Source organism: Saccharomonospora glauca K62 (genome assembly GCF_000243395.2).
GTDB lineage: Bacteria > Actinomycetota > Actinomycetes > Mycobacteriales > Pseudonocardiaceae > Saccharomonospora > Saccharomonospora glauca.
The window spans coordinates 3,632,009-3,653,242 of record NZ_CM001484.1; the positions used below are offsets into that span (position 1 = coordinate 3,632,009).

23 protein-coding genes and 1 riboswitch are annotated in these 21,234 nt (G+C 68.8%); of the genes, 7 read left to right on the forward strand and 16 right to left on the reverse strand.

Going from position 1 to position 21,234, the window contains the following annotated elements; genetic code table 11:
* Positions 1-13: 13 nt before the first annotated feature.
* The 8 genes from SACGLDRAFT_RS16920 to SACGLDRAFT_RS16955 form a co-directional block, all read right to left on the reverse strand.
* Positions 14-1,777, reverse strand: coding sequence for an ABC transporter family substrate-binding protein (locus tag SACGLDRAFT_RS16920; RefSeq protein ID WP_005466109.1), 1,764 nt, complete (start codon positions 1,775-1,777; stop codon positions 14-16).
* 301 nt (positions 1,778-2,078) lie between these two features.
* Positions 2,079-3,938 (reverse strand): ABC transporter family substrate-binding protein, encoded by a 1,860-nt coding sequence (locus SACGLDRAFT_RS16925; protein ID WP_005466110.1) that lies wholly within the window; start codon positions 3,936-3,938, stop codon positions 2,079-2,081.
* A gap of 213 nt (positions 3,939-4,151) precedes the next feature.
* On the reverse strand, positions 4,152-6,065 hold the full coding sequence (gene typA, locus SACGLDRAFT_RS16930; RefSeq protein WP_005466111.1) for a translational GTPase TypA: 1,914 nt from the start codon (positions 6,063-6,065) through the stop codon (positions 4,152-4,154).
* Positions 6,066-6,305: 240 nt separating this feature from the next.
* On the reverse strand, positions 6,306-6,605 hold the full coding sequence (locus tag SACGLDRAFT_RS16935; RefSeq protein ID WP_040920102.1) for a YciI family protein: 300 nt from the start codon (positions 6,603-6,605) through the stop codon (positions 6,306-6,308).
* 55 nt (positions 6,606-6,660) lie between these two features.
* Complete coding sequence (locus SACGLDRAFT_RS16940; protein WP_005466113.1) at positions 6,661-7,074, reverse strand: NUDIX domain-containing protein; 414 nt, start codon at positions 7,072-7,074, stop codon at positions 6,661-6,663.
* Between the two features lie 163 nt (positions 7,075-7,237).
* Positions 7,238-8,284, reverse strand: a complete 1,047-nt coding sequence (locus tag SACGLDRAFT_RS16945) for an ABC transporter ATP-binding protein (protein ID WP_005466114.1) — start codon at positions 8,282-8,284, stop codon at positions 7,238-7,240.
* A complete protein-coding gene (locus SACGLDRAFT_RS16950; protein ID WP_005466115.1) occupies positions 8,284-9,927 on the reverse strand; it encodes an ABC transporter permease in 1,644 nt (547 codons plus the stop codon). The genes SACGLDRAFT_RS16945 and SACGLDRAFT_RS16950 overlap by 1 nt, the downstream gene beginning before the upstream one ends.
* Complete coding sequence (locus SACGLDRAFT_RS16955; RefSeq protein ID WP_005466117.1) at positions 9,903-10,973, reverse strand: thiamine ABC transporter substrate-binding protein; 1,071 nt, start codon at positions 10,971-10,973, stop codon at positions 9,903-9,905. Before SACGLDRAFT_RS16955 ends, SACGLDRAFT_RS16950 begins: the two co-directional genes overlap by 25 nt.
* A 24-nt stretch (positions 10,974-10,997) precedes the next feature.
* Positions 10,998-11,108: riboswitch (TPP riboswitch) on the reverse strand.
* A 31-nt stretch (positions 11,109-11,139) separates the two neighbouring features.
* Between SACGLDRAFT_RS16955 and SACGLDRAFT_RS16960 the strand changes: the two genes are divergently transcribed.
* From SACGLDRAFT_RS16960 to SACGLDRAFT_RS16980, 6 genes are all read left to right on the forward strand, one after another.
* Positions 11,140-11,430: a 4a-hydroxytetrahydrobiopterin dehydratase gene (locus SACGLDRAFT_RS16960; RefSeq protein WP_005466118.1), complete on the forward strand. Its 291-nt coding sequence runs from the start codon at positions 11,140-11,142 to the stop codon at positions 11,428-11,430.
* An 89-nt stretch (positions 11,431-11,519) separates the two neighbouring features.
* Entirely contained in the window at positions 11,520-11,774 is a 255-nt protein-coding gene (locus SACGLDRAFT_RS16965) for a hypothetical protein (RefSeq protein ID WP_005466119.1), read from the forward strand.
* A gap of 75 nt (positions 11,775-11,849) precedes the next feature.
* Positions 11,850-12,557, forward strand: a complete 708-nt coding sequence (locus SACGLDRAFT_RS16970; protein ID WP_005466120.1) for a hypothetical protein — start codon at positions 11,850-11,852, stop codon at positions 12,555-12,557.
* A gap of 8 nt (positions 12,558-12,565) precedes the next feature.
* Positions 12,566-12,721 (forward strand): hypothetical protein, encoded by a 156-nt coding sequence (locus SACGLDRAFT_RS22350; protein ID WP_005466121.1) that lies wholly within the window; start codon positions 12,566-12,568, stop codon positions 12,719-12,721.
* A gap of 70 nt (positions 12,722-12,791) precedes the next feature.
* The gene (locus SACGLDRAFT_RS16975; protein ID WP_005466122.1) at positions 12,792-13,988 is read left to right on the forward strand and encodes a phosphotransferase family protein; all 1,197 of its coding nucleotides are present in this window, start codon (positions 12,792-12,794) and stop codon (positions 13,986-13,988) included.
* Between the two features lie 94 nt (positions 13,989-14,082).
* On the forward strand, positions 14,083-14,454 hold the full coding sequence (locus SACGLDRAFT_RS16980; RefSeq protein WP_005466123.1) for a hypothetical protein: 372 nt from the start codon (positions 14,083-14,085) through the stop codon (positions 14,452-14,454).
* Between the two features lie 50 nt (positions 14,455-14,504).
* Here SACGLDRAFT_RS16980 and SACGLDRAFT_RS16985 read toward each other — a convergent pair whose 3' ends face one another.
* The 3 genes from SACGLDRAFT_RS16985 to SACGLDRAFT_RS16995 are packed head-to-tail and all read right to left on the reverse strand — an operon-like array spanning position 14,505 to position 16,971.
* Complete coding sequence (locus SACGLDRAFT_RS16985) at positions 14,505-15,170, reverse strand: response regulator transcription factor (RefSeq protein ID WP_005466124.1); 666 nt, start codon at positions 15,168-15,170, stop codon at positions 14,505-14,507.
* On the reverse strand, positions 15,167-16,666 hold the full coding sequence (locus tag SACGLDRAFT_RS16990) for a sensor histidine kinase (RefSeq protein WP_005466125.1): 1,500 nt from the start codon (positions 16,664-16,666) through the stop codon (positions 15,167-15,169). The genes SACGLDRAFT_RS16985 and SACGLDRAFT_RS16990 overlap by 4 nt, the downstream gene beginning before the upstream one ends.
* Positions 16,666-16,971: a hypothetical protein gene (locus SACGLDRAFT_RS16995; RefSeq protein WP_005466126.1), complete on the reverse strand. Its 306-nt coding sequence runs from the start codon at positions 16,969-16,971 to the stop codon at positions 16,666-16,668. Before SACGLDRAFT_RS16995 ends, SACGLDRAFT_RS16990 begins: the two co-directional genes overlap by 1 nt.
* A gap of 114 nt (positions 16,972-17,085) precedes the next feature.
* On the opposite strand from SACGLDRAFT_RS16995, the gene SACGLDRAFT_RS23025 reads away from it, so the two are divergent.
* Complete coding sequence (locus SACGLDRAFT_RS23025; protein ID WP_408640251.1) at positions 17,086-17,289, forward strand: GNAT family N-acetyltransferase; 204 nt, start codon at positions 17,086-17,088, stop codon at positions 17,287-17,289.
* Here the strand turns inward: SACGLDRAFT_RS23025 and SACGLDRAFT_RS17000 are convergent.
* The 5 genes from SACGLDRAFT_RS17000 to ychF all read right to left on the reverse strand — a co-directional run bounded on the left by SACGLDRAFT_RS17000 (position 17,213) and on the right by ychF (position 21,230).
* Complete coding sequence (locus tag SACGLDRAFT_RS17000) at positions 17,213-17,623, reverse strand: class I SAM-dependent methyltransferase (RefSeq protein ID WP_005466127.1); 411 nt, start codon at positions 17,621-17,623, stop codon at positions 17,213-17,215. The two genes, SACGLDRAFT_RS23025 and SACGLDRAFT_RS17000, sit on opposite strands and share 77 nt — an antisense overlap.
* A gap of 73 nt (positions 17,624-17,696) precedes the next feature.
* Positions 17,697-18,365: a VOC family protein gene (locus SACGLDRAFT_RS17005; protein WP_005466128.1), complete on the reverse strand. Its 669-nt coding sequence runs from the start codon at positions 18,363-18,365 to the stop codon at positions 17,697-17,699.
* A 254-nt stretch (positions 18,366-18,619) separates the two neighbouring features.
* Positions 18,620-19,594 carry an ABC transporter permease gene (locus SACGLDRAFT_RS17010; protein ID WP_005466129.1) on the reverse strand — a complete coding sequence of 325 codons (975 nt, stop codon included), beginning with the start codon at positions 19,592-19,594 and terminating at the stop codon, positions 18,620-18,622.
* 300 nt (positions 19,595-19,894) lie between these two features.
* On the reverse strand, positions 19,895-20,101 hold the full coding sequence (locus SACGLDRAFT_RS22825; RefSeq protein WP_083852992.1) for a CopG family transcriptional regulator: 207 nt from the start codon (positions 20,099-20,101) through the stop codon (positions 19,895-19,897).
* A 46-nt stretch (positions 20,102-20,147) separates the two neighbouring features.
* Complete coding sequence (gene ychF, locus SACGLDRAFT_RS17015) at positions 20,148-21,230, reverse strand: redox-regulated ATPase YchF (protein ID WP_005466132.1); 1,083 nt, start codon at positions 21,228-21,230, stop codon at positions 20,148-20,150.
* Positions 21,231-21,234: the final 4 nt, after the last annotated feature.

The window sequence follows — 21,234 nt, forward strand, 5'->3', positions numbered from 1 at the left end:
TGAGCGGCCCCGATTACTCGGCGGCCTCCCACTCCCCGACGTTCCACAGAGCACCGTTGTACGACTGCATGTACACGCGGTCAATACCACGGAAGGCCCACATCGACGGCGTCTCGAACAGCGGAATGGTGGCGTAGTTCTCGGCGATCGCCTCGTCGGCCGCGATGTAGTGCTCCAAGGCCTCTTCCGGCTTGGTCGCCGAGGTCGCCTTGGCGAACGCCTCGTCGATCTTCGGGTCCTTCAGGCCCTGCCAGTTCTGGTTGCCGTCGCTGATGTAGATGGCCTTGGACTCGGCCTTGAACGGAGCGGACGACCAGCCGAACAGAGCGATGTCGTAGTCACCCTTGTCGACGCGACCCTTCAGGAAGTTCGGGTCGGTGTCGTCCTTGACCTCGATGCCCGCGGCCTTGGCCTGCGACTGGATGATCTCGACCGTCTGGCTACGACGCGCGTTCTCGTTGTGCGAGATCGACACCGAGAAACGGACGCCGTCCTTCTCGTAGATGCCGTCGGCGCCCTTCTTCCAGCCGGCCTCCTCAAGGGTCTTGGCGGCGGCCTCGGCGCCCTTGTTCATCTTGTCGCTGTAGCGGTCCTCGTAGCCTTCCTCACCGGTGAAGAAGACGATGCTGCCCAGCGGCTCGGCGTCGGCCTGGACCGGCTTCAGCAGCTTGTTGACGATCTCCTCACGGTTGACGACCTGGAAGAACGCCTTGCGCGCGGCCTCGTCCTGGAAGACCTTCCGGTTGAGGTTCAGGTCGAGGTGCTCGTAGGTGAGCTGCGGCGCGGAGACGTACGTCACACCCTGCGACGTCAGGCTCTTCAGGGTGTCGGCCGCGGTGGCGTCCGGCTGGGTCGACGCGGCGACGTCAATCTCACCGTTCTGCAGCGCGGTGGCCATGGCCTTGGTGTCCGGGATCGCGCGGATCGTGACTTCCTTCGGCCCGCCCTTGGCGCCGATCCAGTTCGGGTTCTTCTCCAGGACGACCGTGTCGGAGTTCGAGTCGTACGACTTGATCTTGTAGGGGCCGGAGCCGGGCATGATCTCGGGCTTGAAGCCCTTCCACTCGCCCGACCAGAACTTGGCGACCTCCTTGGCCTCCTTCGAGCCCGGCTCGACGTCACGGATGTCGTCGATACCGATTTCCTTCTCGATGACGTGCGCGGGCATGAGACGCACGTCGGCGAACATGCCCTTGTAGTCGAGGTAGGGCTCGCTGAACTCGGCCTTGAAGGTGTAGTCGTCGGTGCACTCCGGTTCCATGAGCTCGTAGCCCGTGGTGGAGGCGGAGTTGAAGCCCTCCGTCGTGCCGGAGCTGGCGAGCCACGCGAGGTAGAACTCACGGCAGTCCCACGGGTCACCGTCCGACCACTTGACGCCCTCCTTCATCTTCCACTCGACGGTGAAGGGGTCTTCGGACGTGACCTCGATGGACTCCATCACGTCGCCGTTGAGCAGGACCTTGTTGTTGCCGTCCAGAACGGTCGGGCCCGTGATGACGCTCGTGAGGATGTAGGTGTTGTACGAGCTGTTGGCATCCGCGGTGTTGTTGTTGTACGCGGAATACCCCTCGTCGATGGCCACCGTGACGGGGTCCATCTCCGGGACGTCGGCAAGCTTGAAGGTGTCGCCTTCCTGCGCCTTGCCCTCCGCCAAGCTCGCAGCGTCGACTGTCGAGCCGTTCTCATCCGCCGCGTTGTCCCCGCCACCGCACGCGCTCAGAACGAGCGCTGACGCGGCGAGCATCGACCACGCGGAGATGACTTTTGATCTCCTCATTACGTGTGCCCTCCTAGCACTGAGTCCCACACCTTCCGCAGCGGGACCCACCTCTCCGATTAGCGCCGGAGCTTATGACACGCCCATCACACTCGATTGGCGTACTGCGGGGGAACGCTAAGAAGGATGGCCACCATCGGTCAGCACTTCTCGGAGGATCGTGACCAAAGGGTGACATCTATCCAGCGAACGCAACATACAGCAGTGACGAATTGTGATCAGTCACTGTACCAACTGGTCGGTCGGTGACGCCACGGTCAGAAGGTGGGACGGCCGTGGTGGCAACGGGTTCGGACCGGCTCTAACGAGGAGCTCGCGTCCAGTTGACGGCGGAGGCGAAAGGTCCGACCAAGGTCGGTCCCGGAGTCACGCCGGAGACCCCGGCTCCCACGGCCAAGGTGTCGGCGAGCTGGAACAACGGGATGGAGACGTTCTGCTTCCACAGCTTGGGCTCCACCTTGGCGAGGCTCTGCTTGAGCGGAACCTCTCCCGTCAACGCGGCGTCGAGCGTCGACTGCAACTCGGGGTCGCAGAACCCCGCGGGGTTAGCGGGCGTCACCAGACCGTCGTCCGCCTCGGAGTCCTCCGACGTGGTCGCGGGAGTCTTCGCCAAGGTGCTCGTCGTCTTCGTCGTCGACGACGACGTGGACTCCGCTTCCTCGTCCTCCTCGGTCTCCTCGCCGCGCGCGTCGGGAGCGCACCCGAACCACGAGGCCGCGGTGGTCGCCGGGTCGGCGCTGATCGCCCGAGGAATCACAGCGATGTCGATGCCGACCTGCCCGTTGGTGGGGGTCGGCTCGCCCGCGGCCCCACCGTCGAGGTCGATGGGCGCGGCCAGCGTCGCGCCGAACAGCTCCCTCGCCGGAGGGTGGACCGTCGTGACGTTGATTCCCTCGGCGATGAGCTGGTCCGCCAGGGCCTGCGCGATGCGCTGGTACGGCTGCTTCTGTCCGGGGGAGGCCACGACCAGGGACAACTCCCGGCCATTCTCGTCGACCCAGCTCCCCGCCTCACGCTTGTAGCCGGCTTCGGTGAGCAGCTTGTGGGCCCGCTTGGCGTTCCGCTCCAGAGGCGGCCCGGCGCCGGGAATGGTGTGGGCGTATTCCGGCGACGACGGCGGCAGCACCTGGGCGCTGGCACGCAGCTCCGCCGAGTCACCTCCCCGCGTGCCCTCGGCGATGAGGGCGTTGCGGTCGAGCAGCGCCGCGACGGCCCGGCGGACCTTGTCGTCGGCCAGGGCAGGGCCGACGGGGCGCAACACCACGTCCACCACGTACGGCTGCGCCACGGCATGCAGCCCCACGTCGTCGCCGAGGTCGGCGAGCAGAGCCCTGGTGTCGCCGTTGACCCCGCCGAGGACGAACTGCGCGCTGCCGCTGCGCAACGCCGAGACCATCCCCGGACCGTCCGCTCGCTGGAGCACGATGCGGTCCACGGCGGCGGGCTTCTCCCAGTAGCGCTCGTTGCGTTCGAGCACGATCTCGCCCCTGGCCGTGTCGATCTTCTTGATCGCGAACGGACCGCCGTACGCGGGGAAGCTCTCCGCCAGCGCCTCCTGCCAGCCTCCCGGAGCGTCCTTGAGGACGTGGGCGGGGAGGAGGTTGGAGAACAGCGTCTTCCATCCCGGATACGGCTCGCTGAAGGTGACCCGGACGAGCTTGCCTCCCTCGCCGGGCTCGATCGAGGAGATCAGCTCGTACCCGGCGGAGTTGGCCACCCCCGGCTGGGACTTCATGGCCTCGGTGAGGTAGGAGAAGTCCTCGACGGCGATGGGCGCTCCGTCGGACCACGACGCCTCGGGCCGGATGCGGTACTCGACGGTGAACGGGTCCTCACTCGTCACTTCCGCGGACGTCATGAGGCGGTCGTCGAGCTCCGGCTCACCCTCGGCGTTGGTCCGGAAGACGGACGGCAGCAGCAACTGCGCCAACGCCGTGGTCACGGTGGAGGCGTCGGCGAGGGTGTGCGGGTTGTAGCCGCCCACGATGTCGTCCACCGCGGCCACGATCTGGGAGGGAGTCTCCGTGGCCGGAGGGGTCGACGGAACGGAGGAACTCACCACGGGCGGCGGCGGGGTGTTCGAGCACGCACTCAACGCACCGACGAGCATCAGCACCAGCACGGCCTTCCACGTCCTGGTCCCGCCCCCATTCGCTCGCACGCCGCAGCCCCTCCTGCTCGTTCGACACTGTCCGCCCCGGCATATCGATGGCGCCGTGACTTAAGCGGCTACCGGCGGAGCAACACAGTCGCCGACCGGTTCGCCTCTCCCCGCTCCCTGTGTGGCTGACGCACGGACCGCCCATGTGGTTCCACAAGTGTCTCAAGCGCGCGTAGACCCCGTGTCAAGGGCGGGTGAGAACGAGGGAGCGCCTCAGGCGTTGCGGTCGCGGCTACGAGCCCTGGAGCGCTCTTTGGCCCGCTGTGTGGCGTCCAGGACCACCTTGCGCACCCGTACCGCCTTCGGGGTCACCTCGACGCACTCGTCGGCCGCACAGAACTCCAGGGCCTCCTCCAGGTTGAGCGTGCGCGGACGGGCGAGACGTTCCAGCTCGTCGGCGGTCGACGAGCGCATGTTGGTGAGCTTCTTCTCCTTCGTCACGTTGATGTCGAGGTCCTCGGCCCTCGGGTTCTCGCCGACGACCATGCCCTCGTAGACCTCGGAACCCGGCTCGACGAAGAATGTGCCCCGGTCGGCGAGCTGCAACAACGCGTAGGTGGTGACGGGGCCCGAGCGGTCGGCCACCAACGAACCGCTGTGGCGCGTGCGGATCTCCCCGGCCCACGGGAAGTACCCCTCGAAGATGTGGTTCGCGATGCCCGTACCCCGCGTCTCGGTGAGGAAGTCGGTGCGGAACCCGATCAGCCCCCGCGACGGGATCACGTACTCCAGCTTGATCCTGCCCGTGCCGTGGCCGTCCATGTTCTCCATCCGGCCCTTGCGGCCCGCCAGCAGCTGGGTGATGGCCCCGAGGTGCTCCTCGGGCGCATCGATGTAGAGGCGTTCGAAGGGCTCGTGCAGCTTGCCGTCGATGGTCCGGGTGACCACTTGTGGCTTGCCGACGGTCAGCTCGAAGCCCTCCCGGCGCATGGTTTCCACGAGGACGGCGAGGGCCAGCTCACCACGCCCCTGCACCTCCCAGGTGTCGGGTCGGTCGGTGGGCAGCACCCGGATGCTGACGTTGCCGACCAGCTCGGCGTCGAGTCGCGCCTTGAGCAGCCGCGCGGTGAGCTTGTCCCCGCCGCCGCGGCCCGCGAGCGGCGAGGTGTTGACACCGAACGTCATCGAGATGGCGGGTTCGTCCACCGTGATGCGCGGCAGGGCCTCCGGGTGCTCCGGGTCGGCCAGCGTGTCGCCGATGGTGATGTCGGGGATACCGGCGATGGCCACCAGGTCGCCCGCGCTCGCCTCCTCCGCGGGCACGCGCGTCAGCGCCTCGGTGACCAGCAGTTCGGAGATGCGCACGTTCTGCGCCGAACCGTCCTCGCGCAACCAGGCCACCGTCTGGCCCTTGCGCAACCGACCGGCGTGGATGCGGATGAGAGCGATACGGCCGAGGAAGCTGGAGGCGTCGAGGTTCGTGACCAGCGCCCGCAGCGGGGCGTCCGGATCGGCCTTCGGAGCCGGGATGCGTTCCAGCAGCACATCGAACAGGGCGTCGAGGTTCTCGGCGTCGGGAAGCTGCCCGTCGGCCGGACGTTCGAGGCTGGCGATGCCCGCCCGCGCGGCGGCGTAGACGACCGGCATCGACAGCACGGCGTCGAGCGCGTCGTCGTTCATGCCCTCGATCTCACCGGCGAGTTCCAGCAGCAGATCGTGGGTCTCCTCCACGACTTCCGCTATGCGGGCGTCGGCGCGGTCGACCTTGTTCACCACGAGGACCACGGGCAGCCGCGCGGCGAGCGCCTTGCGAAGCACGAAACGGGTCTGCGGCAGCGGGCCCTCGCTGGCGTCCACGAGCAGCACCACGCCGTCGACCATGGCCAGGCCGCGCTCGACCTCGCCCCCGAAGTCGGCGTGGCCGGGGGTGTCGATGACGTTGATGGTGACGGGCCCGTTCGGGGTCTGGCGACGGATGGCGGTGTTCTTCGCGAGGATGGTGATCCCCTTCTCCCGCTCCAGCTCGCCGGAGTCCATGACTCGATCGACCGGTTCGGAGCGTTCGGCGAAGGCACCGGACTGCCGCAGCATGGCGTCGACCAAGGTGGTCTTGCCGTGGTCGACGTGCGCGACGATGGCGATGTTGCGGAGATCGGTGCGGACTTTCTGAGCAGCGGCTGTGGGCACGCGAAGGCTCCCTGGTGCAGAAGAATGATGGTCGACCAACGGACTCGGTGCTCCCGGCGTGGTCGGTGACCAGCATAGTCGCCGTTCCGCACGTGATCCGGAACACCGTCGCCCCCCCAAGAATCGGGTGGGCGGAAGAAATGGGGAGGAAAACGCGCCCGGCCGCGGAAAACGCCTGGTGAAAAGTGCGAGACGGCACGGCTCGCCCCGTGTCTCGGGCCGCGAGCCGACCGGAGGGTCTCAGTGGGCCAGGGCCTCGTTGACGGACCGCAGTTCGGGTGCCGTGCGCGTCGCCGAGAACTCGATCACCTCGTGGTGGGCGAGGTGCCGCAGCAGCAACGGATCGCTCGCCAGCGTGGCCTCCAGCTTGCCCGTCGACATCGATCTCGCCAGCAGCACTTCACCGCGGTGGTCGGCTCTGCGTCCCGACGCGACGAAAAGCCCGCGCTCGAACTGCCTCGTGAGCCATTCGGCGTGGTCGGGCAGGGCGTAGTCGATCTCGGGAGGCGGTGCCGTGTAGGTCAGTAGAACGACGTACATACCCCCACGGTAGGCGCCCGAGGCGTAGGTCACAGTCCTCGGCGACTCCCGGCCGTCACAGCAGAGCCAGCAGGTCGGGCACCAGCACGCGATCGGCGGGAAGCCAGTCGATCTCCCGCAGCTCAGCGGCGGGCAGCCAGCGCAGGGCCCGGTGCTCCACCGCCCGAGGCTCCGCCTCGGCGTCGCGCAGGGTCGCGGCGTAGACGCGGAGGACCATGCCGTTCGGCAACGGAACGTCGGCACCCACCCGGTCGCCCACGACGACGTCGACCCCGAGCTCCTCCACGCACTCACGACGCACGGCCTCGGCGTCCGACTCGCCGGGCTCGACCCGTCCACCGGGGAGTTCCCAGAGCCCCGCGGCCTCGGCGGGGAACGCTCGCTGCTGGGCGAGCAACCGTCCGTCACGCACCACGGCCGCGCCCACGACCACGGTCGCCGCCCGGCCCGCCGCCTCGTCTGTCGTCACGGAACACGCAAACTACCCGTAACGACGACCCCGCCGCCCGGCGCCTCCCCACGGCGCCCCGGTTCGGCGACGCACCGGAACCGGTCGAACACCCGAATCCGATTCCGACCTCGTAATCCACTGTGGATGACAGAACCCGCGGCGAGGGACCGAGTCCCGCGCGTCACGACCCCACGGTGGCGACGCCGTCCGAGTCCAAGGTCAACACCACGCGGTCGCCGGGTACCGCCCTGCTGGTCATCGCCGCGACCGCCGCCACCTGCGGGGCGTCGCCCTCCGGGCGCACCGACAACCGCACGTGGTCACGTCGGTGCACGCGGGAAAGCACTTCGGCGCGCAACCCGACGGCCGGGGCGGCGATGTCCGCGTCCCGGTCGAGTTCCACGGCCCGCACCGCGTTGGGACGCAGCCCCACCAGCACGTCACCGGTGCCGACCCAGGGCAGGGTCACCTCGCCCAGAGCGCACCGGAGCCGCCCGTTCTCGGCCCGACCGCGCAGGAAGGTCGTCACCCCGAGGAACCGGGCGACTCGTTCGTCGACGGGCCTGCGCCACACGTCGAGGACGTCGCCGACCTGACGGATCACGCCGTCGTCGAGCACCGCGATCCGATCGGCGAGCGTGAACGCCTCCTCCTGGTCGTGCGTGACGAGAAGCGTCGTCGTCTTCGTACGACGCAGCAGTTCGGTCACCTCGATCGCGAGCTGTTCCCGTAGCTCCGCGTCGAGACCGGACAGTGGTTCGTCGAGCAACAGCAAGCGGGGCTGGGGCGCCAACGCCCTCGCGAGCGCCACCCGCTGGGCCTCCCCACCGGAAAGCTCGGTGATCTTGCGTCGCTCGTACCCGGCGAGACCGACGAGGTCGAGCAGAGCGCGCACCCGCTCCTCCCTCGTCGCCCGATCCACGCCCTGCATTCGCAGGCCGAATGCGATGTTGCCCGCCACGTCACGGTGAGGGAAGAGCTGGCCGTCCTGGAACACCAGCCCAAAGTTGCGACGGTGGACGGCCACCCCGGACAGGTCGTCACCGTCCCAGCACACCTTTCCGGTGGCGGCGGGCTCCAGTCCCGCGATCGTCCGCAGCAGGGTCGACTTGCCCGAGCCCGACGGCCCGAGCAGCGCGAGCACCTCGCCGTCCGCGATCTCGAGGTCGGCGTCCCGCACCGCCTCCACGTCGCCGTAACGAACCGAAACACCGGTGACCGTCAACATCAGAACTCTCCCAGCCGCGCGTGCGGTGCACGCACGCTCTCGATCAGCGCCGCGACGACCACTGTCACCACCATGAGCAGAGCACAGCCCGCGTACGCCATCAGATGGTTCAGCTCTCCGGGCCGGTTGATCAGGTCCGCGACGGCGACCGGCAGGGTGGGCGCGTCGGGCCGCGCGAGGAAGCTCGTCGCCCCGAACTCCCCGAGCGCGACGACGTACCCGAACGCCGCCGCCGCGACCAACGACCGCGCCACGAGGGGAAGATCCACCTCGCGCCACACCCTCAGCGGACTCGCCCCGAGGGTCATCGCCGCCTGCCGCAGTCGCTCGTCCACCGACCGCAGCACCGGCAGGACCAGCCGCACCACCATGGGGATGATCACCAATGCCTGCGCGAACGGCACCAGCAGCGGCGACGTCCGCAGATCCCACGGCAGGTCGCCCAATGTCACCAGGTAGCCGAACCCGACGGTCACCGCCGAGACCCCGAGGGGAAGCATGAGCGCGGCGTCGGTGACCTCCCCGACCGTCCGGGCGGCGCGGCTCGGCGAACGGCGCAGCACCACCACCGTGACGGCCGCCAGCACTCCCACTACGAGCGCGAGCATCGTGGCGTCGGACGCGGTGCGCAGCGAGTTCAACGCCGCGTCCCACCCGGTGACGTTCAAGGCCCCGTCCTGCCCGAACCCGGACAGCGCCCGATAACCGTCGAGGGTCCAGCCCTCCCGCCCCGACAGCGACCGCACGAGCAACGCGACGATGGGCGTCAGCAGGGCACCGAGCACCACCGCCGCGGCCGCCACCACCGCCCACTCCCCGCCCTCGGGCCTGCGAGCCGCGTACCGCGCCGAACGAAGCTGCACCGCCGTCTCGTTACGACGGCGGGCCACCGCGCCGACGGCCAACGCGGCCACGACGGCGGCGAGCTGCACCAGCGAGAGCGCCGCCGCGCCGGAGAGGTCCAACAGATCCACCGTGCGCAGGTAGATCTCGGTCTCCAAGGTGCGGTACCGGTTGCCGCCCAGCATCAGCACCACCCCGAAGCTCGTGGCGCAGAAGAGGAACACCACGGCCGCGGACGCCGACACCGCGGGCAGCAACGCGGGCAACGTCACCGTGCGGAACGCCCGGAACCGCGAGGCACCGAGTGATCGCGCCGCGTCCTCGACCCGCCGGTCCAGGTGTGCCCACAGCCCACCGACGGTGCGAGCGACGACGGCGACGTTGAAGAAGGCGTTGGCGACGACGATGCTGAGCACGCCACCGTCGGGCCACAGCGCCCGAAACGCCAAGCCGACGACCACGGTCGGCAGCACGAACGGCACCAGCACGAGCGTGCGCACCACGGCGATTCCGGGAAGCCGCACCCTGGCGAGCACGAAGGCCAAGGGGAACCCGGCGCCCACGGCGATCGCGGTGGCTCCCAGGGCCTGCGCCACGGTGAAGCCGGCGAGCTGCCACGTCGACGCCTCCACCAGCGCCTCGGCGACCCCGCCGTCGGTGAACCCGAGACGAATGATCGCGACGACGGGCCAGGCGAAGAACAACCCGAGGAACGCGACGGGCAACAGGCCCAGCACACCGGCCGCCGCGGCCCGGCGCATTCCGGGGAGGGACGTCAGCCCTCCAGCAACTCGCGCCATTCCTTGATCCACTGTTCTCGGTTGGCCTGCACCTGCTCGCCGGGCAATGAGAGGGACTCGCGAGGCAGCGGCGCGGCCTGTGCCCAGCCTTCGGGCAGGGCGACGCCCTCCCGCGTCGGGTAGACGTACATGTTGCTCGCGACGGTCGACTGGAACTCGTGCGACAGCAGGAAGTCGATCACCTTGCCCGCCTCGTTGGGATGAGGCGTGCCCTCCAGCACACCGGCGTACTCGACCTGCCGGTAGCAGGTGTCGAGCAGCGCCTTGGTGCGCGGCGTGCCGTCCTCGCCGATCTCGGCGGCGGGGGACGAGGCGTACGACAGCACGATCGGCCGGTCGCCTTCCCCGGAGGAACCCGAGAAGTCCTGGGTGTAGGCCTCGGTCCAACCGCTGACGACCTTGACCCCGTTGTTCTTCAGCTCGCTCCAGTACTCACGCCAGCCGTCCTCCCCGTACGTCGACACGGTGGCGAACAGGAAGGCCAGCCCCGGCGACGAGGTGGCGGGGCTCGGCACCACGAACAGGTCCTTGTACTCCGGCTCGGTCAGGTCGTCGAGGCCGGTCGGCTCGGGAACGTCGTGGGAGGCGAACCATTCGGTGTCGATGTTGACGCACACGTCACCGACGTCCACGGCCGACAACCGCTGCTGGGGGTCGACGGCGTAACGCTGCGGACCCCGGTCGGCCTCGGGCGAGGTGTACGGCTGGAAGACGCCCTCGTCGAGCGCACGGGAGGCGAACGTCGAGTCGACGCCGTACGCGACGTCGGCGATGGGGTTGTCCTTGGTGAGCACGAGTTTGTTGGTGAGCTCCCCGGCGTCGCCTTCCTTGCGGATCTCGATGCGGATGCCGGCACGCTGCTCGAAGGCGTCCACCACGTTTTGCGGAACGGCCCACGACTGGTGCGTCACCAGGGTGACCGTCACCGGTCCCGTCGGCTCGTCCTCGGCGCCGATGACCGTGCACCCGGTCGTCAGTGCGCCGACCGAGAGCAGCGCGATCGCCGCGCGCATCGACGTTGACCACTGGCCCGACCTCTGGCCCATTCAGCCTCCTCGCCGTGGCCGGCGCAGGAAGCCGTGACACCTTCCTGCGTCGGCATGATCCGAATCAGGTGCGGACGGTCGTGGGCCGCGTGCCCACCTCTCAGCCCGGCGCGCCGGACTCCCGTGGCAGCGTGCAGCGTACCCGGCGGCATACCACGATGAGCCCATGACGGAGCTACTGAGTGAGCAAGACGTCGACGAGGCCCTGCGTAGCTTGCCGGAGTGGCGGCGCGTGGACGACGCGATCGAACGCCGTGTCGAGCTGACGAGCTTTCCCGAGGCGATCGAGACGGTGAACAGAGTCGCCGAGCTCGCCGAGGCGGCGAACCATCATCCGGACATCGACATCCGTTGGAGGACGGTGACTTTCCGCCTCAGCACCCACTCCCACGGCGGCGTCACGAACAAGGACATCGCACTCGCGGGTGAGATCGACGGTGTGATCCCGAGCGTGTGATTCCGGCCGTTTCGGGCAACTCTGGTGCGAACGCCGAACGTTAGGCGTGGTGAGTACCGGATCGCCTGGAACACCGAGGGGAGTGCGTGATGATCCGCATCGTCCGGCGTGCGCCGTTCGCGTCGGTGCTGGCTCTGCTGATGGTTCTGCTGGTGGGCGTGATGCACCCCGCGAACGCGGAGTCCGCGGATACGAAGCAGCCTCCCGAGAGTGCGCCGAACGCTCCTTCCGACGAAGTCGTCCAGGCCCTCGTCGTCGGAGGCACGGCGTTCGCCCTGATGATCGCCGCCGGCACGGCCGTGCTGTTCTACACGGCTCGCCGGCGTCAAGATGACTCGCTGTGACATTGCGGTTACTCTCAGGGGCCGAACCGCGGTGTGGAAGGTCCCACCGTGGGCCTTCCACACCGAGGAGGCGCAATGTTTTCGCAGCGTGGCATGGCGATGCTGGCAGGGCCGTTGACGGCGATCGTGCTGGGTCTGACGGGGTGCGCGGGCGGCGCCGACACCTCGCACGGTGAGACGGCCGGCCCGGACTCCTCCCACTCCCGCGCCGCCGACGAGCAGGCGGTGCGAGACACCTTCGAGCGATTTCAGGCCGCGTTCCGCGAGCAGGACGGCGACGCGGTGGTCGAGTTGGTCACGACGGGAACGATCGGCTACTACGACGAGCTCGCCGAGCTGACCGCCACGGGAGGCCCCGAGGAGATCGGCGCCCGAAGCATGACGGACCGCATGAACATCGCCTTGTTGCGACACCGACTCGGCGCGGAGAGAGTCGCACAGATGGACGGCCGGACCCTGCTGAGCTTCGCCGTGCGGGAAGGGTTCATCGACAAGTCGTCGGTGGAGGGCGTGGAACTCGGGGAGATCACGTTCTCCGGCTCCACCGCGGTCGGGACGGGCACGTCGCCCGATCAGCAGGCCGGCCTCGAACTCGCTCCCCGTAACTTCGCGAAGGAGGACGGGCAGTGGCGAGTCGATCTCCTTCCGGCCATCGAGGCCACCGACAAAGCACTCGTCGAGACGGCGAAGAAACACAACATGACCGAGGACGCCGTGATCCTCAAGCTCGTCTCGGTGGCCACGGGAACCCGGATCGACGAGTCGATCTTCGCGCGCCCGTAACGAATCCGGTGATCAACGCGGTGTCCGGGGTGCCGTGGTACAGCGAAGGGACCGCCATGCACCGCAACGCACCCGCCCTCACCCCTAATCAACGCGCCTGGGTCTCGGTGCTCGCCACCGCGCTCACCCTGATGCTGGTCGTCGTGCTCGGAGCGCTCGGGTGATCACCGCTCGATGAGAGAACTCTCATCGGGGCCTCATCGAACCCCCACGGACGTGGTCCAGGCTCGGTGAATGACCGCTATCCCGACTCGTTCCCGTACCCGTGACCTGGACCTTCTGCTCGGTGAGGCCGCGAGGGACCTCGTCGGCACCGTTCTCGACGCCGTCTCGGACATCGGGGAGGTGAACTCGGTACGCCCCACGGCGGTGACCGTGAGGCCGTCCGGTGACGCCCTCGTCCGCTACGCCGTCGAGTTCCGGCGTCGAGACGGGACGGTCGCGCGGGAGACCCTCGTCGCGGCCACCGGGTCGCTCGTCCCCTCGGGCGCCGCCGTGGTGGCGGGAGAAGTCGACGGTGGGCGCGTCGAGGTGGGGCTGTGGCGGTGGCCGCACGACCCCCTTCTGCCCGCGTTGTCCCACGTCGTCGACGGCGAGCGGCTCCGGACCCTGCTGGCGAAGGCAGGCGTGTCACCGACGGCCGCTCCGACCGTTCGGGTGCGGTCGTACCGGCCTCGGCGAAGCGCGGTACTGACGATCACCTGCGGAGCCGACCAGCTGTTCGCCAAGGTCGTTCCTCCCTCGGAGCTTCCGGGACTGCGCAGACGGCACGCCCTGCTCGCGCCTCACCTTCCGGTGCCGCGCCCCCTCGTCACCACCGACGACGGGCTCGTGCTCGTGCCGTCCCTGCCGGGCACTCCCGGCCGCACCGCACTGCGACGGGAAGATCGGCTGCCCGGCCCCTCGGTGTTGGAAGACCTGCTCGACCGGCTTCCGCATGCCCTCACGACCCTGCCGAGCAGGTCGAATCACCGGCGACGCGCCCGTCACTACGCGGAAGTCCTCGCCCTCACCGTGCCCGAGGTGGGCGACGAGGCGACCGCCCTGGCCGACGTGATCGCCGAGACCGACGCCGGGGAGTACCCCGTGGTGCCCGTCCACGGCGACTTCTACGAGCACCAGCTCCTCGTCCACGCGGGGACGGTGACGGGGTTGCTCGACATCGACACGGCCGGTCCGGGGGAACGGCTCGACGACTGGGCGAACTTCCTGGCCCATCTCGCGATCACCGGCACCCCACGGGCTCGCGACTGGGAACGGGACATCCTCCGGCACGTCCGGGACCGTTTCGACCCGGGGCACCTGCGCCCCCGAGTCGCGTCGGCCGTGCTGGGCCTGGCCACGGGCCCGTTCCGGACGCAGAGCCCCGAGTGGACGGTACGGACCCGAGAGCGCGTCGCCCTTGCCGGTCGGTGGCTCTCCCGTTCATGAGAACGCCCTCATCCACGTCTTCGAGTTCTCTCACCCACCCCCGGAATTCTTGATCACGTCGGAAACGAACACGTTCTTCGGAAAGGACACGACAATGGCCGCACGCCCCAGCTGGAAGATCCTCACCGTCGGCGCCGCGCTCGCGGGCCTGGGCCTCGCGGGCACCGGAATCGCTCTGGCGGACGGCAACGGCGACGCCTCGCGCGTCCGGCCGATCGAGGTGACCGCCGCTCAGCCGGCTTCCTCCCCGACCTCGGCCGCCCCGAACACCGACGACGTCGACGACACGGCGGGCAAGGGGGCGACGAACGATCAGGACAGTCCCGACACCACGCCGGACGGCACCCCCGACGACACCACGCCTGACAACGACACCCCGGACAACACGCCCGACAACACGCCCGACGACACGCCCGACGACACGCCCGACAACACGCCCGACGACAACACCCCGGACAACGACTGATCCGACCGCGATCGGCCGGGCTCACCTCCGAGTCCGGCCGGTCTTCCGGTTCAGTCGCGTTCCTCCAACCGATAGCCCATTCCCCGCACCGTGATGATCCGGTCGGCTCCGAGCTTGCGCCGCAGGTACCGGACGTAGACGTCGACGACGTTGGATCCCGGATCGAAGTCGTAACCCCACACCTGACTGAGCAACTGCTCCCGTGACAACACCTGGCCGGGATGCCGCAGGAACGTCTCGGCCAACGCGAACTCCCGAGCCGACAGATCCACCGTCTCGGTGCCCACATGGGCACGTCGCGTTCGGAGATCGAGCTGCAGCCCGCCGTAGGACAGCACGGTCGGTTCGGTGGCCCGGTCGGACACCAGCCGAAGTCGCACGCGCGCCAACAGCTCCTCGAACCGGAACGGCTTGGGCATGTAATCGTCCGCGCCGCCCTCCAGCCCCGCGACCGTGTCCTGCACCGAGTCCCGCGCGGTCAGGATGATCACGGGAATCGGACAGCGCTCAGCGCGGAGTTTGCGCAGGACCGTGAACCCGTCCATGCCCGGCAACCCGATGTCGAGCACCATGAGGTCGAACGAGCCCGTGAGCGCGTACTCGTACGCGGAAGGCCCGTCCTCCACCACCGTGACCGTGAAGCCGTTGGCCGTGAGTCCCTTGTTGACGAACGCGGCGATACGAGACTCGTCCTCCGCGACCAGAATGCGGCTCATCGCCCTCCCTCGTTGTGCCTGCCCGGATGCGGTGGGGCCGCCACGACGGGAACCTCCACCGTGAACACGGCTCCCCGCCCAGGTTCGCTGTCCACCGTCACTCGTCCGCCGTGGGCGACGGCGATGGCCCGCACGATCGACAGGCCCAGTCCCGCGCCCTCGGAACGCCGACCCGAGCTTCCCCTCGCGAATCGTTCGAAGATGCGCTCGCGATCCTCCTCGGCGATTCCGGGACCGGAGTCCGCCACCCGGAATCGGATGACGTCGTCGCCACCGTGGGAGGCGAACGTGATCCGCCCGCCCTCGGACGTGTAGCGGACCGCGTTGTCGGCGAGGGCGACGACGGCCTGCGTGATGCGCTGGGGATCGAGCACCGCCGGGGTGTCGGCGACGTGGTCGAGCACCCAGTCGCGCTCGCCGAGGCCGGTGATCTTGTCGAAGATCGCTTCGGTGAGCGCGGCGACGTCTACGGGTTCGGCGTGCAGGAACTCCGGCTGTTCCGACCTGGCGAGCAGCAGCAGGTCCGACACCATGCGGTTCATGCGCACCAGCTCGTCGTCCACAAGTGCCACGGTGTCCCGGACGTCCTCGGGGTCGGTGGGGTCGAGAACCTCCAGGTGCCCCCTGACGATGGTGATCGGGGTCCGAAGCTCGTGCCCCGCGTCGTCAACGAACCGGCGTTGCACAGCCACGCCGCTCTCCACACGGTCGAGCATCGCGTTCACCGTGTCGACGAGTTCCCCGATCTCGTCGCCGGGACGGTGCGACGGACGCGGGATGCGGCGGGAAAGGTCGGTGTCGGTGATCGACCGCGCCGTCACGGTGATGTCCCGGAGGGGCCGCAGAATACGACCGGCCACGACCCACGCGCCCGCGGCGACGAGCAGGATCGTCCCCGCTCCCGCACCGAGCATGAGCCGCGCGATCTCGTTGACGTTCTGTCGTTCCTGATCGGCGAAGTACGCGGCGACGATCACTCCCCTGCGGGGATCGTCCGCCAGCCGCACGGGAACGGCGAGGTAGCGCACCTCTCCGGCCGCGCTCTCGTAGCTCCCCTCCTCGGGCGCCTCCACCGTCGACACCAACGCGGTGAACTTCGGGTCGTCGGCCAGCAGCACCGGCGCCTGCTGCCTGCTCTGGTAGACGAACGTGCCGTCGACATAGCCGAGGAACTTCTCGTTCGGCCTGGCCAGGTTGTAGGTGATGGCGATTTCGAGGACCTCGTCCACGCCGGTGAACGGTTGACCGGTGGCGGGGTTGAGGCCGCTTTCGGTGAGGGTGCTGAACTCCTCGATCTCACCGCGCAACGCGTCGTCCATGCGGTGGTTGACGTCCTCCACCGAAAGCCGCCACGTCACAAGGGTGAGGACGGCCAGCGCCACCAGCACCAGCAGCAGCATCCAGCCGATGATGCGGGTCCGGGCCGTGGACGGCCCACGGCGGCGGGGCGTGGGGACGGACTCGGACTGCGTTCGGGGCGAAACGGTGTCGGTCATCAGTCGTCGTCCGCGTCGTCATCGTCGTCGAAGTCGTCGAAGTCGTCGCGATCGTCCACGTCGTCGAGCGCGGGCGGCGGCTGCACCATGCCGTCGTCATCGTCGTCATCGTCATCGTCGTCCCCGTCCGGCCGGGGAGTCGGGGTCGGCGAGGACACCCCGCTGCCGGGCGGCACAGAAGGCGTGCTGACGGTGATCGGTTCGGGCAGCGGTGGCGGGGTCTCGGACCGGGTGAGCAACAGCACCGCCGCCAGCATCCCACCGACCACGAGCAGCGCCGACACGATCGCGAGCGGACGTTTCACCGGGCCGAGTCTAGGTAGCGGAGGTGGCACGGCCGTGAGAATTGGATGAGAACACTCTCATGTGAGCCGGAATTCGCTGGCCTCCGCTCATATCCGTGAGCACGATCCGTGGCCGTGCGCGCCCCACCGACCTTCGCCGGGAAACCGACATTGGAAGGTCACCGGATCCGGCTCCGGCCCGTGACCGAGGCCGACGCGCCCGCCCTCCTCGCTTTGCTGGCGGCCCCGGAGGTACGGCGTCTCACCGGTACCCACCGGTCCCCCTGGGGCAAGGAGCCGGAGCAGGCCGAGCGGTGGCATGCCACTCCTCGTCGGTGAGGAACACCTGCGCCACGTTGGCGGTCATCGTCGCGAGGTCGGCCGAGAACGCCGGGACCACCGTGGCATCCCCGTGCAGCCAGCGCACCCGGTCGGCGAACGGCTTGGCCCTCGCGACGTCCAACGACGCGGCCGCTGGCTCGACACCGATCACCTCGAAGCCGCGTTCGGCCAGCAAGCAGGCGAACGTTCCCGTGCCGCACCCGACGTCCAGCACTCGGCGAGCACCGAACTTCTCAGCCATGGCGAGGTAGGGGTCGAGATCACCGCGGTCGGGGTCCAGCGGGTCGTACAGTGGGGCGTGGCGGGAGTCGGCGTAGAGGGCGTCGGGCACGCAAAAGACGCTAACGCGCCCGTGCCACACCGCCGAGGAGTTTTCGACGGCGTTCGCCGGTGACCGCGAGCGACTACGACAGCGGTGCCAGCACGCGGAACTCGTTGCCCGACGGGTCGGTGTACATCGTCCAGGGAAGATCCGGCGCCTCGGGAACGCTCTTGGTCGCACCCCACTCGGCCAGCCGAGCGAGAACGGCCTCGTCCTCGTCACGGTCGGGACGGACGTCGAGGTGGAGGCGGTTCTTTCCGCGCTTCGGCTCCGCCTCCGGGCAGAACTCCAGCAGCGGCCCGAGGCCCGAGGGGTGGCGCAGGGTCGCGGGCGCGACCCCATCGAAGGGAACCCAACCGGTGATCTCGGCCCAGAACTCCGCATCCCGCTGCGGTGAGGCACTGGCCAGGGGGAGAGCCGCGATCGGCTCCGCCCCGACGTAGGCGTCGCGGTGTTCCATGACGCAGAACGCGTTGCCTTCCGGGTCCGCCAGCACGACCCACGGGACGTCGCCCTGACCGATGTCGACGTGCTCGGCGCCGAGGCGGCGGAGGCGAGCCACCACCTCTCCCTGCGCCTCCCCGCCCGCCAGGTCCGGGTGGAGCCGTGCGGGCGACGTCGACGGGTGCGCGACTCGCCGGAAACGGAGATCCAGGAAGAACTCACCGTCGAAGTCGAGGCGGGCAACGTAGTCGTCCGGCTGGTCCGTCAGGCACTCGGCGCCGAGGGCAGCGACCCAGAACGCGCCCAACCGTCGCGGCTCCCCGGCTTCCGGGGACGATGTTCTCCGGACGCATGAGGTTCTTCCTCTTCCCCGGCGGTGAATCGACGAAGCGGATCGGCCCCGTGGGCCGAGAACGACCTCTCGCGTCACGAGTGACACCCGCCGCCACATTACTCAGCGGAAGGGCCTTCGTACGGCCGTTCGTCCACTCGGTTCTTCTCGAACCGTGCCCGCGCCCTCCCCGAGGTCCACCACGGCGGCGCCCCCGCGATCTGTCGGAATCACGCCGTCGCGTTCGGACTCGCTGCCGTCGAGGCGCGTCGGGACAGCGCCGTACCGAGGGCGAGGAGGGCCAGCCCCACCACGGCCCACAACCCCAGGACGAGCCAGTGGGCCGAGGTCGGAGCGTCGGGGAAGAAGTTGATCGAGCGCAACAACTCGGCGACCCTGCCGTTGGGCAGGTACGCGCCGATCGTGCCCATCGGTTCGGCGAGGAACTCCCGTGGTGCGAAAAGCCCACCCCACGGATTGCCGACCAGCACGACGAGAAGCACCCCGAGCGCCATACCGGGTCGTCCCAACAGGGTGCCGAGCCCGGCGATGACACTCCCGATGGCGAGAATTCCCATTCCCAGCGCCGCGGCAAGAAGCCAGTAGTTGCCTTGCGACACGTCGAACCACGGGCCGAGAACCGCGGTCCCGATCAACCCACCCACGACAGCGACCGTGCCCAGGGTCGCGAAGCGGCGGACGGGGGTGCGGACGAGCACCAGTGAGACGACGGCTCCGGCGATACCGCCGATGAGTCCGGGCAACATGGTCAGGGTCCCCGCGGCCCCGGCTCTCCCGCCCGGCACGACGTCGGTGACGGCGACCTCGGGAGCCCGCTGTCCCGGCTGGGGACGGCTCATCGCGTTGCCCATCCGGGTGAGAAGCTGTGCCACCTGAGGACTTCCCGCGCTGGTGGTGAGGATCTCGGTACGTTCACCGACGACGATCGCGCCTTGCACCTCGCGGAGTTCGATGGCCTCGACAGCGGCGTTTCTGTCCGTGACGTCGGTGAAGTCGAACAGCTCGCCGTTCCGAGCGCCGAGTTGCCTCTCCACGGCGACCGTCGCCTGTTCGGGGCCGGCGACGGCGAGCTTGACGTGTTGGGGATTCGCGGTCGTGACCGGCCACAGGAACGCCGCGGCGACCAGACCGATCAACAGCGAGACACCCAAACCCGCACCGACCGCGACCCGCCACGGCGTCACCCCCGTGCCGGGACCGTATTCGCACCCAACATGCCGTCTCCGCTTCCCCTGCAAGAACTCGGTGGGCCCTTGCCGCAATCTATACTCAACACGCGTTGAATTCAACAGGTGTTGTATTTCCGGGGTACACGAGGCGGATGTGTGGGAAACATCCCGGTCGCCAGCGGTCACGGCGTTCGTCCCCGCGAGGAACCGACGCCGCGATCAACCCCGGACGTCGAAGCGGAACTCCGCCGGTTTCCCGGGTCCCGCGATCGCATACCGGAGCAAGCAGATCTTCCGGGGTGAGGTACTCGATCCTCACCGGGCGAGACGATCAAGCAACCCCGCACACCGGGCACGGCCCTTGCGAGACAACGCTCGGACCCGCTCGTCCCGCACTCTCCGCGCTGCCGCCTCGGCGATCGCACGCACGACAACAGCCTCCTGCTTGCTGACACCCTCAGCCCGGGGCGGCAAGGAGAGCGCCCACTCTTGTTCAGCGGTCAAGCGCAGAGTCATCGCCACGCCCACGGGGGCTCCGCGAGACTCCGCGTCCTGCGCGACCGTACCGCTACACGTTGAAGCGGAACTCCACCACGTCGCCGTCCTGCATGACGTAGTCCTTGCCCTCCATGCGGACCTTGCCCGCCGCACGAGCCGCCGCCATCGACCCGGCCTCCACCAGGTCGTCGAAGGACACCACCTCGGCCTTGATGAAGCCGCGCTCGAAGTCCGTGTGGATCACCCCGGCCGCCTGAGGCGCCGTCGCCCCCTGCGGGATCGTCCACGCGCGGGCCTCCTTCGGCCCCGCGGTGAGGTACGTCTGCAGGCCGAGGGTGTGGAACCCGGCCCGCGCCAGCGCGTGCAGCCCCGGCTCCTCCTGCCCCACGGACTCCAGAAGCTCGCGCACGGCCTCCTCATCGTCCAGTTCGAGGAGTTCCGACTCCACCTTCGCGTCGAGGAACACGGAGTCGGCCGGCTCGACCATCTTCGCCAGTTCCGCCCGCCGTGCCTCGTCGGTCAACACGGATTCGTCCGCGTTGAACACGTACAGGAACGGCTTCGCGGTGAGCAGGCTCAGCTCCCGCAGACCGTCGAGGTCCACTTCCTGTTGTGCGGAGAAGAGGGTCCTGCCCGAGTCGAGGATCTCCTTAGCCCGCTGCGCGTTCTCGAAGGCGGGCCGCTTCTCCTTCTTGGTGCGGGCCTCCTTCTCCATCCGAGGCAGGGCCTTCTCCAACGTCTGGAGGTCGGCCAGGATCAGCTCGGTGTTGATCGTCTCGATGTCCGCCATCGGGTCGACCCGGCCTTCGACGTGCGTGACGTCCGGATCGTCGAAGACCCTGATGACCTGGCAGATGGCGTTGGCCTCACGGATGTTGGCGAGGAACTTGTTCCCCAGCCCCGCGCCTTCGGACGCCCCCTTGACGATGCCCGCGATGTCGACGAACGAGACGGTGGCCGGGACCGTCTTCGCCGAGTCGAAGATCTCGGCCAACTTGTCCAACCGCCGGTCGGGCAGGGGCACCACTCCGACGTTGGGCTCGATCGTCGCGAACGGATAGTTCGCCGCGAGCACGTCATTGCGGGTCAGTGCATTGAACAGGGTGGACTTGCCCACGTTGGGCAAGCCGACGATGCCGAGGGTGAGACTCACGACT

What these genes read in the sequence shown, in the direction of transcription:
- SACGLDRAFT_RS16960 (WP_005466118.1), top strand. Translation starts at nt 11,140, where the DNA reads ATGACGGAGCTACTGAGTGAGCAAGACGTCGACGAGGCCCTGCGTAGC.
- SACGLDRAFT_RS16980 (WP_005466123.1), top strand. Translation starts at nt 14,083, where the DNA reads ATGGCCGCACGCCCCAGCTGGAAGATCCTCACCGTCGGCGCCGCGCTC.
- SACGLDRAFT_RS16920 (WP_005466109.1), bottom strand. Translation starts at nt 1,777, where the DNA reads ATGAGGAGATCAAAAGTCATCTCCGCGTGGTCGATGCTCGCCGCGTCA.
- SACGLDRAFT_RS16945 (WP_005466114.1), bottom strand. Translation starts at nt 8,284, where the DNA reads ATGTTGACGGTCACCGGTGTTTCGGTTCGTTACGGCGACGTGGAGGCG.
- SACGLDRAFT_RS16970 (WP_005466120.1), top strand. Translation starts at nt 11,850, where the DNA reads ATGTTTTCGCAGCGTGGCATGGCGATGCTGGCAGGGCCGTTGACGGCG.
- SACGLDRAFT_RS16985 (WP_005466124.1), bottom strand. Translation starts at nt 15,170, where the DNA reads ATGAGCCGCATTCTGGTCGCGGAGGACGAGTCTCGTATCGCCGCGTTC.
- SACGLDRAFT_RS16935 (WP_040920102.1), bottom strand. Translation starts at nt 6,605, where the DNA reads ATGTACGTCGTTCTACTGACCTACACGGCACCGCCTCCCGAGATCGAC.
- SACGLDRAFT_RS16950 (WP_005466115.1), bottom strand. Translation starts at nt 9,927, where the DNA reads ATGGCGCGAGTTGCTGGAGGGCTGACGTCCCTCCCCGGAATGCGCCGG.
- SACGLDRAFT_RS16975 (WP_005466122.1), top strand. Translation starts at nt 12,792, where the DNA reads ATGACCGCTATCCCGACTCGTTCCCGTACCCGTGACCTGGACCTTCTG.
- SACGLDRAFT_RS16955 (WP_005466117.1), bottom strand. Translation starts at nt 10,973, where the DNA reads ATGGGCCAGAGGTCGGGCCAGTGGTCAACGTCGATGCGCGCGGCGATC.
- SACGLDRAFT_RS16965 (WP_005466119.1), top strand. Translation starts at nt 11,520, where the DNA reads ATGATCCGCATCGTCCGGCGTGCGCCGTTCGCGTCGGTGCTGGCTCTG.
- SACGLDRAFT_RS16990 (WP_005466125.1), bottom strand. Translation starts at nt 16,666, where the DNA reads ATGACCGACACCGTTTCGCCCCGAACGCAGTCCGAGTCCGTCCCCACG.